12 protein-coding genes and 5 tRNA genes are annotated in these 13,224 nt (G+C 61.9%); 13 read left to right on the forward strand and 4 right to left on the reverse strand.

Annotated elements, in window-relative coordinates:
* Complete coding sequence (locus tag LOY34_RS08795) at positions 1-1,740, forward strand: ABC transporter substrate-binding protein (protein ID WP_195883440.1); 1,740 nt, start codon at positions 1-3, stop codon at positions 1,738-1,740.
* Positions 1,741-1,801: 61 nt separating this feature from the next.
* Here LOY34_RS08795 and folD read toward each other — a convergent pair whose 3' ends face one another.
* Positions 1,802-2,656 carry a bifunctional methylenetetrahydrofolate dehydrogenase/methenyltetrahydrofolate cyclohydrolase FolD gene (gene folD / locus LOY34_RS08800; RefSeq protein ID WP_195883441.1) on the reverse strand — a complete coding sequence of 285 codons (855 nt, stop codon included), beginning with the start codon at positions 2,654-2,656 and terminating at the stop codon, positions 1,802-1,804.
* A 285-nt stretch (positions 2,657-2,941) separates the two neighbouring features.
* Between folD and LOY34_RS08805 the strand changes: the two genes are divergently transcribed.
* The 11 genes from LOY34_RS08805 (at position 2,942) to LOY34_RS08855 (ending at position 10,672) form a co-directional block, all read left to right on the forward strand.
* Positions 2,942-3,018: transfer RNA gene (locus LOY34_RS08805), tRNA-Arg, on the forward strand.
* Positions 3,019-3,059: 41 nt separating this feature from the next.
* Positions 3,060-3,135, forward strand: a tRNA-His gene (locus tag LOY34_RS08810).
* A 53-nt stretch (positions 3,136-3,188) separates the two neighbouring features.
* Positions 3,189-3,273: transfer RNA gene (locus LOY34_RS08815), tRNA-Leu, on the forward strand.
* An 83-nt stretch (positions 3,274-3,356) separates the two neighbouring features.
* A tRNA-His gene (locus LOY34_RS08820) sits at positions 3,357-3,432 on the forward strand.
* A gap of 53 nt (positions 3,433-3,485) precedes the next feature.
* Positions 3,486-3,570: transfer RNA gene (locus tag LOY34_RS08825), tRNA-Leu, on the forward strand.
* A 210-nt stretch (positions 3,571-3,780) separates the two neighbouring features.
* Positions 3,781-6,192 (forward strand): TonB-dependent receptor, encoded by a 2,412-nt coding sequence (locus LOY34_RS08830; protein WP_195883442.1) that lies wholly within the window; start codon positions 3,781-3,783, stop codon positions 6,190-6,192.
* 11 nt (positions 6,193-6,203) lie between these two features.
* Positions 6,204-7,124, forward strand: coding sequence for a ChaN family lipoprotein (locus LOY34_RS08835; protein WP_195883443.1), 921 nt, complete (start codon positions 6,204-6,206; stop codon positions 7,122-7,124).
* A gap of 24 nt (positions 7,125-7,148) precedes the next feature.
* Entirely contained in the window at positions 7,149-8,069 is a 921-nt protein-coding gene (locus tag LOY34_RS08840; RefSeq protein WP_195883444.1) for a ChuX/HutX family heme-like substrate-binding protein, read from the forward strand.
* Positions 8,066-8,896 (forward strand): hemin ABC transporter substrate-binding protein, encoded by an 831-nt coding sequence (locus tag LOY34_RS08845; RefSeq protein ID WP_195883445.1) that lies wholly within the window; start codon positions 8,066-8,068, stop codon positions 8,894-8,896. The genes LOY34_RS08840 and LOY34_RS08845 overlap by 4 nt, the downstream gene beginning before the upstream one ends.
* The gene (locus LOY34_RS08850) at positions 8,893-9,903 is read left to right on the forward strand and encodes an iron ABC transporter permease (protein WP_195883446.1); all 1,011 of its coding nucleotides are present in this window, start codon (positions 8,893-8,895) and stop codon (positions 9,901-9,903) included. Before LOY34_RS08845 ends, LOY34_RS08850 begins: the two co-directional genes overlap by 4 nt.
* Before the next feature lies 1 nt (position 9,904).
* Positions 9,905-10,672 (forward strand): ATP-binding cassette domain-containing protein, encoded by a 768-nt coding sequence (locus LOY34_RS08855; protein ID WP_195883447.1) that lies wholly within the window; start codon positions 9,905-9,907, stop codon positions 10,670-10,672.
* 7 nt (positions 10,673-10,679) lie between these two features.
* Here the strand turns inward: LOY34_RS08855 and LOY34_RS08860 are convergent, their stop codons facing one another.
* The 3 genes from LOY34_RS08860 to LOY34_RS08870 all read right to left on the reverse strand — a co-directional run bounded on the left by LOY34_RS08860 (position 10,680) and on the right by LOY34_RS08870 (position 12,637).
* Positions 10,680-11,639, reverse strand: a complete 960-nt coding sequence (locus LOY34_RS08860; RefSeq protein WP_195883448.1) for a FecR domain-containing protein — start codon at positions 11,637-11,639, stop codon at positions 10,680-10,682.
* Complete coding sequence (locus LOY34_RS08865; RefSeq protein ID WP_195883449.1) at positions 11,636-12,151, reverse strand: sigma-70 family RNA polymerase sigma factor; 516 nt, start codon at positions 12,149-12,151, stop codon at positions 11,636-11,638. Before LOY34_RS08865 ends, LOY34_RS08860 begins: the two co-directional genes overlap by 4 nt.
* Before the next feature lie 72 nt (positions 12,152-12,223).
* Complete coding sequence (locus LOY34_RS08870) at positions 12,224-12,637, reverse strand: hypothetical protein (RefSeq protein WP_195883450.1); 414 nt, start codon at positions 12,635-12,637, stop codon at positions 12,224-12,226.
* 263 nt (positions 12,638-12,900) lie between these two features.
* Here LOY34_RS08870 and LOY34_RS08875 point away from each other — a divergent pair, with 263 nt between their 5' ends.
* Positions 12,901-13,200 carry a DUF6388 family protein gene (locus LOY34_RS08875; protein WP_195883451.1) on the forward strand — a complete coding sequence of 100 codons (300 nt, stop codon included), beginning with the start codon at positions 12,901-12,903 and terminating at the stop codon, positions 13,198-13,200.
* The last annotated feature ends 24 nt before the right edge of the window (positions 13,201-13,224 follow it).

Raw genomic sequence — 13,224 nt, forward strand, 5'->3', positions numbered from 1 at the left:
ATGTTCGACAACAACAAGAACCGGCGACATTTGACCCTGGCAGCCCTGCTGGTGCTGGGCAGCTTTCACGCCAGCGCCTGGGGCGATGCCTACGAAGATGCCGCGAAAAAATGGATCGGCAGCGAGTTCAAGCCTTCGACCCTGACTCCCGAGCAGCAGCTCGAAGAGTTGAAGTGGTTCATCAAGGCTTCCGAGCCGTTTCGCGGGATGAAGATCAACGTGGTGTCGGAAACCATCGCCACCCATGAATACGAGTCCAAGGTGCTGGCCAAGGCCTTCAGCGAGATCACCGGGATCAAGCTGACCCACGACCTGCTGCAAGAAGGTGACGTGGTAGAAAAACTGCAGACGCAGATGCAGTCGGACAAGAACATCTACGACGGCTGGGTCAATGATTCCGACTTGATCGGTACCCATTTCCGCTACGGCAAGACTGAGTCGATCACTGACCTGATGGCCAATGAAGGCAAGGACTACACCTCGCCAACCCTGGACCTCAAGGACTTTATCGGCATCTCCTTCACCACCGCGCCGGACGGCAAGGTCTACCAACTGCCCGACCAGCAGTTCGCCAACCTCTACTGGTTCCGCGCCGACTGGTTCGACCGCCCCGACCTCAAGGCCAAGTTCAAGGAAAAGTACGGCTACGAACTGGGCGTGCCGGTGAACTGGTCGGCCTATGAAGACATCGCCAAGTTTTTCAGCGAGGACGTCAAGGAAATCGACGGCAAGCGTGTCTACGGGCACATGGACTACGGCAAGAAAGACCCGTCACTGGGCTGGCGCTTCACCGACGCCTGGTTCTCCATGGCCGGCGGCGGCGACAAGGGCTTGCCCAATGGCCTGCCGGTGGACGAATGGGGGATTCGCGTCGAGGACTGCCACCCGGTCGGCTCTAGTGTCACCCGTGGCGGCGATACCAACGGCCCGGCGGCGGTGTATGCCACGCAAAAATATGTCGACTGGATGCGCGCCTATGCACCGCCCGAGGCCCAGGGCATGACCTTCTCCGAGTCCGGGCCGGTACCGTCCCAGGGCAATATCGCCCAGCAGATCTTCTGGTACACAGCCTTTACCGCCGACATGACCAAGCCGGGCCTGCCGGTGATGAACGCCGACGGCACGCCGAAGTGGCGCATGGCGCCGTCGCCCAAAGGGCCATATTGGGAGGAGGGCATGAAGCTGGGTTATCAGGACGCCGGCTCCTGGACCTTCCTCAAGTCGACCCCGGAGAAGCAACGCCTGGCGGCCTGGCTGTACGCCCAGTTCGTCACCTCCAAGACCGTCTCGCTGAAAAAGACCATCGTCGGCCTGACGCCGATCCGCGAGTCTGATATCAATTCCCAGGCCATGACTGACCTTGCGCCCAAGCTCGGCGGCCTGGTGGAGTTCTACCGCAGCCCGGCGCGGGTGCAATGGACCCCGACCGGCACCAACGTGCCGGATTACCCGCGCCTGGCTCAGCTGTGGTGGAGCCACATTGCCGAGGCGGCCAGTGGCGAGAAAACCCCGCAACAGGCGCTCGACGGCCTGGCCAAGGATCAGGACGCGATCCTTGCTCGTCTGGAGCGTTCCAAGGCCCAGGCCACCTGTGCGCCGAAGCTCAATCCCGAGAAAGATGCCCAGTACTGGTTTGATCAGCCCGGTGCGCCGAAGCCGAAACTGGCCAACGAGAAGCCCCAGGGCGAGACCGTGAGCTACAGCGAGCTGCTCAAATCCTGGGAGGCTGCGCGCAAGTAACCACACAGGCACAAAAAAACGGCACCTTCACAGGTGCCGTTTTTTATCCCGCCATCAGCACTTACTTATGCAGCTCTTCGGCCGCATACAGGGTGTTTTCCAGCAGGCAGGCGCGGGTCATCGGCCCGACGCCACCCGGTACCGGGGTGATCCAGCCGGCGCGGGGCAGGGCGGTCTCGTAGACCACATCGCCCACCAGCTTGCCATCTTCCTGGCGGTTGATGCCGACGTCGATGACGATCGCGCCTTCCTTGATCCACTCACCCTTGACCAGGCCCGGCTTGCCAGCAGCCACTACCACCAGGTCGGCGCGGCCGACGTGGCCGGCCAGATCCTTGGTGAAGCGGTGGGTGACGGTCACGGTGCAACCGGCCAGCAGCAGTTCCATGGCCATCGGCCGGCCAACGATGTTGGAGGCGCCAACGACCACCGCGTTCATGCCGTACAGGTCCTGGCCGGTGCTTTCGAGCAGGGCCATGATGCCTTTTGGCGTGCACGGGCGCAGCAGCGGGATACGCTGGGCCAGGCGGCCGACGTTATACGGATGGAAACCATCGACGTCCTTGTCGGGGCGAATGCGCTCGAGCAGCAGCGAGGCATCCAGGTGCGCCGGCAATGGCAGTTGCAGGAGGATGCCATCGATTTTCGGGTCGTCATTGAGGCGATCGATCAGCTCGGTCAGGGCTTGCTGCGTGGTATCGCTGGGCAGGTCGAAGGCCTGGGAGTTGAAGCCGACCTCTTCGCAATCCTTGCGCTTGTGCGAGACATAGACTTGAGAAGCGGGGTCGGTGCCGACCAGGATCACCGCCAGGCCAGGCGTACGCAGGCCTTGCTGGCGACGCTCCACGACACGTTGGGCGATCTGCTGGCGCAGGCTGGCGGCGATCGCCTTGCCGTCGATAAGGTGTGCAGTCATGACGCGTGATTAACCATCGAGAGGGAATAAAAAGAGCGCGCATTCTCGCATGAAGGGGCCCGAGGGCAAAGGCGCTTGGTCCGGCAATTGCCCTAAGCCCTTAAATAAAATGAATTTTTTTTAGAAAACTGTTGACGACTTTTCCACTCGTCTATAAGATTCGTCGCACTTGTCGGGCAGAGCCTAGCACTGGTTAGCAAGGTCAGGCAGAATGAGCAGATTTTTTAGCTTGTTCGGTACGGCTAAAAGTTAATTTGTAATCGTCACAGAAAGCAGATTAAATATGCGCCCGTAGCTCAGCTGGATAGAGCATCCGCCTTCTAAGCGGATGGTCGCAGGTTCGAGTCCTGCCGGGTGCGCCAATCGGCAGCTTTGGCACAAGTAAAGCGGTAACTGCAATATGGTGGACGTAGCTCAGTTGGTAGAGCGCAGGATTGTGATTCCTGTGGTCGTGGGTTCGATTCCCATCGTCCACCCCATATTCCAAAAGGCGCCTGATGAAAGTCTGGCGCCTTTGCTTTAAAAGCGTCATGCGGACGTGGTGAAATTGGTAGACACACTGGATTTAGGTTCCAGCGGCGCAAGCTGTAAGAGTTCGAGTCTCTTCGTCCGCACCATCCAACGTTTCACCGCCCTTCGCTGAAGCGCGTGAATGTTTCAAAAGCAGCTTTGACAGGTGCAAAGCGGCACATGCAATATGGTGGACGTAGCTCAGTTGGTAGAGCGCAGGATTGTGATTCCTGTGGTCGTGGGTTCGATTCCCATCGTCCACCCCATATTCCCAAAGGCGCCCGATGAAAATCCGGCGCCTTTGTTTTAAACGCTTCATGCGGACGTGGTGAAATTGGTAGACACACTGGATTTAGGTTCCAGCGGCGCAAGCTGTAAGAGTTCGAGTCTCTTCGTCCGCACCATCCAAGCTTTCACCGCCCTTCACTGAAGCGCGAGAAAGCCTCGAAAAAGCCGCCTTGTGCGGCTTTTTTCGTTTCCGGGATTTGACTCCTGCCTGCTGGTTTCCGGTCAAATAGAAAATAGTTTCAGATGGAACTGATTTTCATTTCCCTTTTTGCTTCCCTCGCGTGACCTCTCCTACAAGATCATTTCAATCTGCAAGGGAGCGCCTCGTGAAGAGCACACAGCCGGCCGCCGTTCAGCGGCTGCAGCCAAACAACAAAAACGCTGCACGCAAGATTGCCTGCAGTGCGCTGACCGCACTGGCTTTGGCGGGCGGCAGCAGCGCCTGGTCGTTGGCCAATGCCGCTGAAAGAGGCGCGACCCAGCAGGCGCCGCTGCGCAAGCATTATGAAATTGCGCCAGGGCAGTTGGCGCCGGCCTTGAACCAGTTGGCCACCGCTACTGGGGTGATCCTCACCTTCGATCCGCAACTCAGCGAGAACCGCAGCACCCAGGGCCTGAGCGGCGAGTACACCCTCAAGGAGGCTTTCGACCTGCTGCTGATGGGCACTGGCCTGTGGGTTGAGCGGCTCAAGGATCATACCTACGTGCTGCGCATGCACGAACGCAGCGACAGCGCGCTTGAAGTCGGGCCGACCATGGTCGGCGCCCTGGCCGAGCGGCCCGGGGCAATCCAGAGCAGCCGGGAAGTGCATGCCGAGCGCCAGGACCTCAACAGTGTGGTGCGCTCGATACCCGGTACTTACACCTTGCACTCGCGCAGCCAGCCGGGGGTGTCGGTAAACATTCGTGGCCTGGCCGGCCTGGGCCGGGTCAACACCATGATCGATGGCGTCACCCAGACCTTTCGCAATAATGCCGGCCACGGCTCGGGTGGGCCGATGGCCTTTGTCGACGCCAACCTGCTGGCCGGGGTCGATGTACAGCGTGGTTCGGTGGACGGCGCCGAAGGTGCCAACACCCTGGGCGGCTCGGCGAACTTTCGTACCTTCGATATCGATGACATTGTCAAACCAGACCACCGTGTAGGCCTGCGCACGACTTATCGCACCGGTAACAACGGCTACGGCAACACCCGCATGTTTGCCGCCGGTGCCCGCACCCGTCCGGAAGATGTCGAGGGTGTCTACGGTCTGGTCGCCGCGGTGAGCAGCACCCAGACCGGCGAGTACAAGACCACCAACGGCCAGTCCAACGAATACGACACCACCAAGCAGAACCCACGCTCCGGCTTGCTCAAGCTGCGCCTGCAGCCCAACGACATGCACCGCCTTGACCTGAGCGGGGTGAAGTACCGCAACGAGTTCTATCACAACTACCCCTGGCAACTGGACAACGAGACCTATCGCGCCAAGTACGCCTACACGCCCTACAGCGAATGGGTGAACCTCACGGTCAATGCCTACCAGAACAAGACCGAGCTTGAGTACCCGCCGGTAGAAGAGTCCCACTACATTGGCCGCAAAACCCGCGACGACGCCCACGGCTTTGACCTGACCAACGTCAGTCGTTTCAATCTTGGGCCGGTGGAGGCGAGTTGGAGCAATGGCGCGCGTTACTACACCGACGACTTCGTTGCCCAGACCCCGGAGAAACGCGGCGCCAACCCCGAAGGCAAGCAGGCTACCCATAGCCTGTTCAGCACCCTGGAATTCAACTACGACATCTATGCCCTGACCCTGGCCGGCCACTATGACGGCTACAAGGTCAGCGGCCATGTGCCCAAGTGCTCGATCATTGGCCAGTGCCGCGGCATCGATGGCGGTGACGTGGATATCACCCGGCGTGAACACAGCTTCAACCCGCGGGTGGGCTTTGCAGTCAAGCCTTATGACTGGATGCAGCTCTACAGCAGCTGGTCGCGCACCTCGCGGGCGCCGCGGGTGCAGGAAATGTTCTTCGAAAAAGTGCCGCTCGAGGCCGATGCCAGCGACGCCGATGGTGTTGGCGCCAACCCGTTCCTGCGTCAGGAACGTTCGACCAACTACGAGTTCGGGGTCAATTTCAGCCGCGCCGGGCTGTTCAGCAACGACGACTACGGGCAACTGAAGATCAACCGCTTTATCAGCAAGATCGATGGCTACATCACCCCGCAGTCGTTCGACATCCTTGATGACGACGGCGAAGAGTCGGCGAAGATGAACTGGGTCAACTGGCCGGAAGAAGTGCGCATGAGCGGCTATGAGCTGGAAGGGCGCTACGACGCCGGCTTCTTCTACGCCAATCTGTCGTGGACCAAGGCCACGACCAAGTCGCCGACCACCTCCGGCATCGAGCTGGAAGACATCAACAGTCAGCCGGACCGTTTCTGGACCCTCGACCTTGGCACCCGCTGGTTTGACGAACGCCTGGTGCTGGGCGCCCGTGGCGAGTACGCCGGCCCGTCGGAAACCAGCTGGGACTGGTACGAGACGAAAAAATCCAACTCCACCGGGGTGATCTGGGACCTGTACGGCAGCTACCGGGTGCAGGACAACCTGAGCCTGTTCTTCAACGTCGAGAACGTCGGCAACAAGGTCTACAACAACAGCGCCTCGGTGGACTACCTGATGTCGGCGGTGATGGACCAGGGCAACGGCCGTGGCCGCACCACCTCGTTCGGCTTCACCCTCGAATACTGACAGGACCCTTCATGTTCAAGTCTTCTTTTATAGGGGCAGGGCTGGCGCTGCTCGTCGGTTGCGCCAGCGTCAATGCGCCGGTGGCCGACAGCGCCTACACCCGGGTCGAAAGCCGTATTCCCGAATGGGGCGCGATCATCGAGTTGGGCAGTGGCAAGCAGGTTTCGCCGACGCAACTGCTTGATGAGCTGGCGCCAGCGCACACGGTGATGGTCGGCGAAGTGCACGACAACTTCGCCCATCATCTGATCGAGCAATGGCTGGCGACCCACCTGGCCAAGCGCCGGCCCCAGGGGGCGGTGGTCCTGGAAATGCTCGACAGCGACCAGCAGCGCCCGGTCGCCGAAGTCCAGGCCTGGCTGGGCCAGGGCAACCAGGTGCGTAGCCAGCGCCTGCAACAGATCATCCATTGGGACCCGCGCTGGAGCTGGGAGCAATACGGCACGCTGATGGCAGCGCTGATGCCAGCGCCAGCGGCACTGCTGGCCGGCAACCTGGCGGGCGCCGAGCGCAAGCGTCTGATGGCAACAGCGCCAGCCAACCCCGACGGTCTGTTCCCGTCGCCCGCCATCGCCGCCCGCCAACGCCAGCAGATCAAGCAGATGCACTGCGGGCAGATCGATGCCGCGCGCATGAATGCAATGCTGGCGATCCAGCACGCCCGCGATCAGCGCATGGCGCAGGTGCTCGATAACGCCCAGGCGCCGCGACTGCTATTGGCGGGTGTGCTGCACACGCTCAAAAGCCTGGGCGCCCCGCAATACCTGGGGCAAGGGGCGAGTGACCCGGGGCTGAAAGTACTGGTGATCGCTGAGCAGGATCATCGCCTGAGCGCCAGCGACGCCGACTACGTCTGGATGTTGCCGAGCGCGGATGCCGAGGGCGCCGCCCTGGTTACCGACGCGGGTGGTTGCGACCAGCCCGCCCATTGAAGCCTTCATTACAAGGAATTAGCCATGACTGAACTGACTGAAAGCGGATTAAACCCGCTGTGCCTGGACCTGCCCGCTGTGGAGGTAGCCGCACAGCTGCATAGCCTGGACCTGGTGCGCACGTGTACGCCGGCTAACCATGCCGTGATCGAACAACTGGGGCGTTATCCGCAATCCGACGATATCAGCGAAGCGGGGTTGGTGATTGGCGAGGACGGCCTGGACCTGCGCTTGAATCTGCGTGCCTGGTACTGGATCGGCATGGCTCATGATGCCGGTGGCTACCGCCTGAGTGTCTTCGATCGCCACGGCAAAGTGCTGCTGCGCCTGGCCTCGACCGAGCAGTCGTCGATGGCCGGCTGGGCAGGACTGTATGAGCAGTGCATCGACAAGCCGGCAGTTTTCAGCGAGCCGCCTTCGTTCAGCAAGCGTGATCTGCAGGTGCCCGGCCTTGTTGAGGAATGGGCGGCGATGGCCAATGTCCATGAGCACTTTGCCCTGCTCAAGCGCCACGGCCTGACCCGTTACGAAGGTAACGCCCTGGTCGCCCCGGATTTTGCCCGGCAACTTTCGCAGACCAGCCCGGTGGCGATGTTCCGTGAGCTGGCCGCCAGCGCGCTGGAGCTGATGCTGTTCGTCTACAGCGCCGGTAGCGTGCAGATCTTTACCGGCCGGCTGACGGGTGTGAGCGAGTCGGGCGCCGAGCTGCTGTTTGACATGCCCGCCAGTGACCAGGCGGCGGCTACCTGCTTCAGGATCGCCGATGCGCCGGATGCGCAGATCTGGCGGGTTTACAAACCGAACCAGGTCGGCGGCGTCACCAGCCTCGAGTTTTTTGATGCCGAGCAGCGTCTGATTGTCCAGGTCTTTGCTCGTCGTCCGGCGGGGCAGCCTGAACAACCGGCCTGGCGTGAGTGGCTGGATGCCCTGGAGGCGGCGCGATGAAGGCTTTGCTGCTTGGCGTGCTGGCGGCCTGTGCGGTCATGACCGTGCAGGCCGAAACCGCCGATACGCTGGTGATCGGCAACGACCTGGCGGAAATTGTCGAGCGCCTGGGCGGTACTTCGCGCCTGGTCGGGCGCGATGATTCCAGTCGCTTTGCGCAGGCCATCGCCAACCTGCCGTCGGTGGGGTACATGCGCCAGCTCTCGGCAGAAGGGGTGCTGGCGCTCAAGCCGCAACGGCTGCTGATCAGCGATGCTGCCCGTCCGGCTATCGTGCTGCGCCAGTTGAGCGGCCTGGGGCTTGAAGTGCTGAGCATTGCCCGCGGCAAGGGTGTCGGCGATATCCCGGCAAAGATCGAGCAGGTGGCGGCGGCCATGAACCTACAGGCGCAGGCGCAACCGTTGCTTGATGAGCAGCGACAGTTGGCTGGGCAGTTGGCCAAGACGCCGGCGCTCAAAGGAGCGAAGGCGCTGTTCATTTTCAATCATGCCGGCATGACGCCGCTGATCATGGGGCAAGGCACCGAAGCTCAGGCGGCACTGGCGCAGGCGGGGATCGAAAACTGCGCGACCTTCAATGCCTACAAGCAAGTGGCGGCTGAAGCCATGGTGTCGCTGGCGCCGGATTTCGTCATCGTCAGCCGCGCCGGGCTGGCGGCACTTGGGGGTGAAGACAACCTGTGGAAACTGGGCGGCCTGGCCCATACCCCGGCCGGACAGCATCGGCGCTTGGTGCAGGTCGATGACCAGGCGCTGCTCAACCTCGGGCCGCGCACGGTGCAGGCCATGCTGCAGCTACGCCAGGACGCAGGAGCGCTGTTTCCATGAGGCGCGCAAGCAGCGTCTCGCTGCCGATACTGATGCTGATGCTGGCAGGGCTGTGCGCCCTGCTGGTGGTGTGTTCGCTGGTCGGTAGTATCGGCTTGTCGCCACGGATTGTGTTCGGTGATCTGCCCACCGCCCTGGAGTGGCAGGTCTGGAGCGAAGTGCGCCTGCCGCGTCTGCTGCTGGCAGTGCTGGTGGGCTCGACCCTGGCGGTGGGCGGCACGGCGATGCAAGGCCTGTTTCGCAACCCGCTGGCCGACCCGACCCTGCTCGGCCAGGCCAGCGGCGCCGGGCTGGCGGTGTCGATCTGGGTCGTACTGTTCAACGGCCGCTTTGCCGGGCTGGAGCTTTATGGGCAGTTTTTCGCAGGCTTTATTGGCGCGTTGCTGGTGACCCTGGTGATTTTTCGTATTGGCCGCGGCTACAAAGGGCGCGAGTCGACCATCACCTTGTTGCTGGCCGGCTTGGTCATCAACACCCTGACCGGTGCCCTGGGCGGCATCCTCACCTTTGTCGCCAGCGAAGAGCAGTTGCGCCAGCTGAGCTTGTGGGGCATGGGTAGCCTGAGCAGCGCCGAGTGGTCGAGCGTATCGGTGGCCGCCCTGGTCTTGCCCCTGAGCTTGTGGGCGCTGGCGCGCTGCGCGGGCGATCTGGACTTGTTTCAGCTGGGCGAGGTGTCTGCGCACGCCGCCGGGCTGGATGGCGACCGGTTGAAAAACCGTGTGGTGCTGGCTTCGTCGCTGGGTGTGGGGCTGTGCGTGGCGCTGAGCGGCATCATCGGGTTTATCGGCCTGCTGGTGCCGCATTGCCTGCGCCTGTATTTCGGCCCCGGCCACCGTTTGCTGATTCCTGCGTCGATGCTCTGCGGCGCGATCCTGTTGCTGGTCGCCGATACCCTGGCACGCAGTCTTACCAGCCCGGCAGAAATTCCCGTCGGCCTGGTCACCAGCATTATTGGTGGGCCGTACTTTCTCTGGTTGTTACTCGGTCGCAAGGTGCGGGAGTTTTGACATGCTTGAACTGATCAATGTCAGCCTGGAGCAGCCGTTTGCCCTGGCGCCGTTCAGCGAACAGATAAGGGCAGGTGAGCTTCTTGGGTTGATCGGCCCCAATGGCGCGGGCAAAAGCACGCTGTTGTCGTTGATATCCGGTTACCTGCAACCGGCGGGCGGGCAGGTCGAGTTGCTCGGTCGAGCGTTGCCCGCTTATTTGCCCGGGCAACTGGCGCGCCGGCGCGCGCTGGTGACGCAGCAGATGGACAGTGCTTTCGATTGGCGGGTCGAAGAATTCATTCGTCTCGGTCAGCAGCACCCTGGCGAGCCGTGCCCGGGCATTATCGATGCGCTGGATGTCCGTCACTTGCTTGGCCGGGGAGTGTTGTCGCTGTCTGGCGGCGAGCTGCAGCGGGTAACCATTGCCCGGGCCATGAACCAATTGGCAATCAGCCCGCTGACTGACGCCTGGGACGATGGTCGCGGCTGCCTGCTGTTGCTGGACGAACCCACCAGCGCCCTGGATATCGGCCAGCAGCAGAACCTCATGCGGGTGTTGCGCACGCTGACCCGTTCGCCGCGTATTGCCGTGGTCTGTGTGTTACACGACCTGAACCTGGCTGCGCGCTACTGCGACCGCCTTTGGCTGCTCGAAGGCGGCCGGCTTTGCGCCAGCGGCGCGCCGGCCCAGGTGCTCAGCGAGCAGCGCATTGCCCAGATGTTTGGTGCGCAGGTACGGGTAACGGCGGGTAAACACCACCAGGTGAGCATTGAGCTGGCGCCGTAAGTGGCGTCTAGCGCTGACTCAACGTAACCCAGTAGCGTGAGCGCCGCAGCACCTGCACGGACAATGACAGGGGCAGGGCGTCGAGCACCGCATCGGTGTCGGCCAGCGGATAAACGCCGGAGATACGCAACGCAGCGATCTCGTCGCTGCAGCGCAACAGGCCAGGCCGGTAGCGGCTGAGTTGCTCGACAAAGGCATCCAGGCGCATGTTGTCGGCCACCAGCAAGCCCTTGCTCCAGGCCGGCTCGGCCGAGGTGCCGGTGGCCGGTTCGATGCGGGTCGGGGTGAAGCGCGCGCGCTGCCCGGGAGCCAGGCGCAGGGGGTTGGCGGGTGATTGCCGCGCCTGCACCTCGACTGCACCGTCGAACAGCTCGACCTGCGTGGCTGGCTCTTGCAGCTCGACACTAAAACGCGTCCCTAATGCCCGTACCTGGCCATGTACGGTGTAAACGCTTAACGGGCGTTGATCGGCGTTCGAAGGGTGGCCACTGCGGATCAACAGGCGCCCGGCGAGCAGTTGCACGCGCCGCTGGCGGCTGTCGAACAGCACGGCGATTTCGGTACTTGCGTCGAGGGTCAATTGGCTGCCGTCTTCCAGCTCGATGTGTTGTGGGGCGCTGGCACCATTGCGGTAGGTCAGTTCCGGGCCCGGCTGCCAGACGTTGCGATAGGCCAGTTGCCCGGCGCAGCCGAACAGGCCGAGCACCGCCAGTGCCTTGAGCGCTTGCCGGCGACTGCGGCCCTGGCTGCCCCGGGAAAGGCTCTGGTAGCCGGCATGTGGCTCCAGCCCGGCCATGCGTCGACGCAGGGCCTCGATGTGCAGCCAGGCACGTTCGTTGTCCGGATGGGCGGCGCGCCACTGCTCAAGCGCCCGCTGCTGCTCGGGGCTGAGTGCGCCTTCCATGGTTTCGGTGAGCCACTGTGCGGCTTCGCGAGTAGTACGCGGGTTAAAGGGGGAGGGGGTCATGGCTGGTCAGCAAAAAAGCAATGCTGGTTGGCCCGCACCAGGTACAGCTTTACCGAGCGGCTGCTGACCTGCAGGCGTTCGGCGATTTCGGCGATCTTCAGGCCCTGCAGGTGCGACAGTAAGAAGGCTTCGCGGACCTTGGCCGGCAGGGCGTCGAGCATGCGATCGAGCAGGGTCAGGGCTTCAAGTGCCAGCACGCGGACTTCGGGTGACGGTTCAACTGCTTCAGGCAGGCTGGCCAGTGTTTCCAGGTACGCCTGCTCGACCAGGCGGCGGCGATAGACATTGGCCATCAGTCGCCGCGCCACGGTCGAGAGAAACGAGCGGGGTTCGCGGATCCTGAACAGGTCTTTGGAGCCGAGGATGCTCAGGAAGGTATCGTGGGCAATGTCGGCGGCATGCTCCGGGCAGCCGATACGGTTGCGTAGCCATCGGTGCAGCCAATTGTGATGGTCGTTGTACAGGGTGCTCAGGCACGTATTCAGTGCAGGTGTAGCGGGGCGGGTGTCCATCGGGTGCGTGGCCGGCGTAAAGCGGAACGGACGCCCATTATAGCGAGAATGATTATCAATTGATAATCATTGTTATTGAGAAATGCTGGTCACCGGCTGGCCGTGAGCGGATTTGCCGAGCGGCCCAGCTGCCGCAGTGCCTGCTTGCACGCTTTCGTCGCAGACTACCTGGCTGATGGCTCTGGACAGTGAGCCTTTGAAGATCGGAGTGAGCTCGTTGTCGGCCTCGGCGTCCTGAAGGTCCTCCAGCGAAGCTCCCGAGCCCATGAAGCGTACTGTGCGTGCGCTGCAATCGAACTGGCGGGCACTGTAGCTGGTCCCGCTGATGCCGACACGCTGGGTGATTACAGTGCGCTGGGAGGGATCACCCGACACGCTCACGATCGAGTAGCGGGCGTCTTGATCGAAGGAGGTTTGCAGCACTGTAGCGCTGACGAGGGAACAGCAAAGTGCCAGGCAACAGCCAGAGATGAGTTTGATCAGCACGGGTACTTCCTTGCATTGGCGCTGTGATTTTGCAGGAGGTGCCAAGCGATAATGAATCGTATTAACGATGTGGCACGTTGCTAGCTTAGTGGGCAAGCTATTCCTAGACAACGGCCCACCCCCCATTGTTCATGAAATTTCCGACAATCGGGGTGGATTATTCATGCATGTTTTGACGGCCTGGTGACAATCGACGAAAAGCTGATAAATTTCAGCCGGTTGAAACAGCAGTCGGGGGTCCGGTTGCGAAAAGGAAAAACACCATGATTTCACCAGAACGTCAGGCTGTAGCCTTGCAGCGCTATCTGGACGCCAACCCGCAGATGCGTGAGGAAATTGCCGGGCTCAGCGAGCACGAGCAGGCTCAGCAGGTCCTCTGGGCCTTCGAGGATGCCGCGCAGGAGCAGGGGGTCGAACCCTGGGAGCTGACCTTGCAACTGATTGCCGAGTCCGACGAGGAGCTTGCGGCCCTGCGCCTTGAGGTGCATCGCGAGGTTGCCGAGGCGCTGGGGATGGCGTGGGAAGAGTATTGCGAGTTCAACGAAATCGAACAGGATTCGTAACGCTGCAACTGGGATTTGTAGTGT

The sequence above is a fragment of the Pseudomonas sp. B21-009 genome, assembly GCF_024749345.1.
In the GTDB taxonomy this organism is placed as follows: domain Bacteria; phylum Pseudomonadota; class Gammaproteobacteria; order Pseudomonadales; family Pseudomonadaceae; genus Aquipseudomonas.

Bases quoted from the DNA above. Each gene is read 5' to 3' on its own strand.
- LOY34_RS08875 (WP_195883451.1), top strand. From the start codon at position 12,901: ATGATTTCACCAGAACGTCAGGCTGTAGCCTTGCAGCGCTATCTGGAC.
- LOY34_RS08860 (WP_195883448.1), bottom strand. From the start codon at position 11,639: ATGACCCCCTCCCCCTTTAACCCGCGTACTACTCGCGAAGCCGCACAG.
- LOY34_RS08845 (WP_195883445.1), top strand. From the start codon at position 8,066: ATGAAGGCTTTGCTGCTTGGCGTGCTGGCGGCCTGTGCGGTCATGACC.
- LOY34_RS08865 (WP_195883449.1), bottom strand. From the start codon at position 12,151: ATGGACACCCGCCCCGCTACACCTGCACTGAATACGTGCCTGAGCACC.
- LOY34_RS08850 (WP_195883446.1), top strand. From the start codon at position 8,893: ATGAGGCGCGCAAGCAGCGTCTCGCTGCCGATACTGATGCTGATGCTG.
- LOY34_RS08840 (WP_195883444.1), top strand. From the start codon at position 7,149: ATGACTGAACTGACTGAAAGCGGATTAAACCCGCTGTGCCTGGACCTG.
- LOY34_RS08835 (WP_195883443.1), top strand. From the start codon at position 6,204: ATGTTCAAGTCTTCTTTTATAGGGGCAGGGCTGGCGCTGCTCGTCGGT.
- folD (WP_195883441.1), bottom strand. From the start codon at position 2,656: ATGACTGCACACCTTATCGACGGCAAGGCGATCGCCGCCAGCCTGCGC.
- LOY34_RS08795 (WP_195883440.1), top strand. From the start codon at position 1: ATGTTCGACAACAACAAGAACCGGCGACATTTGACCCTGGCAGCCCTG.
- LOY34_RS08855 (WP_195883447.1), top strand. From the start codon at position 9,905: ATGCTTGAACTGATCAATGTCAGCCTGGAGCAGCCGTTTGCCCTGGCG.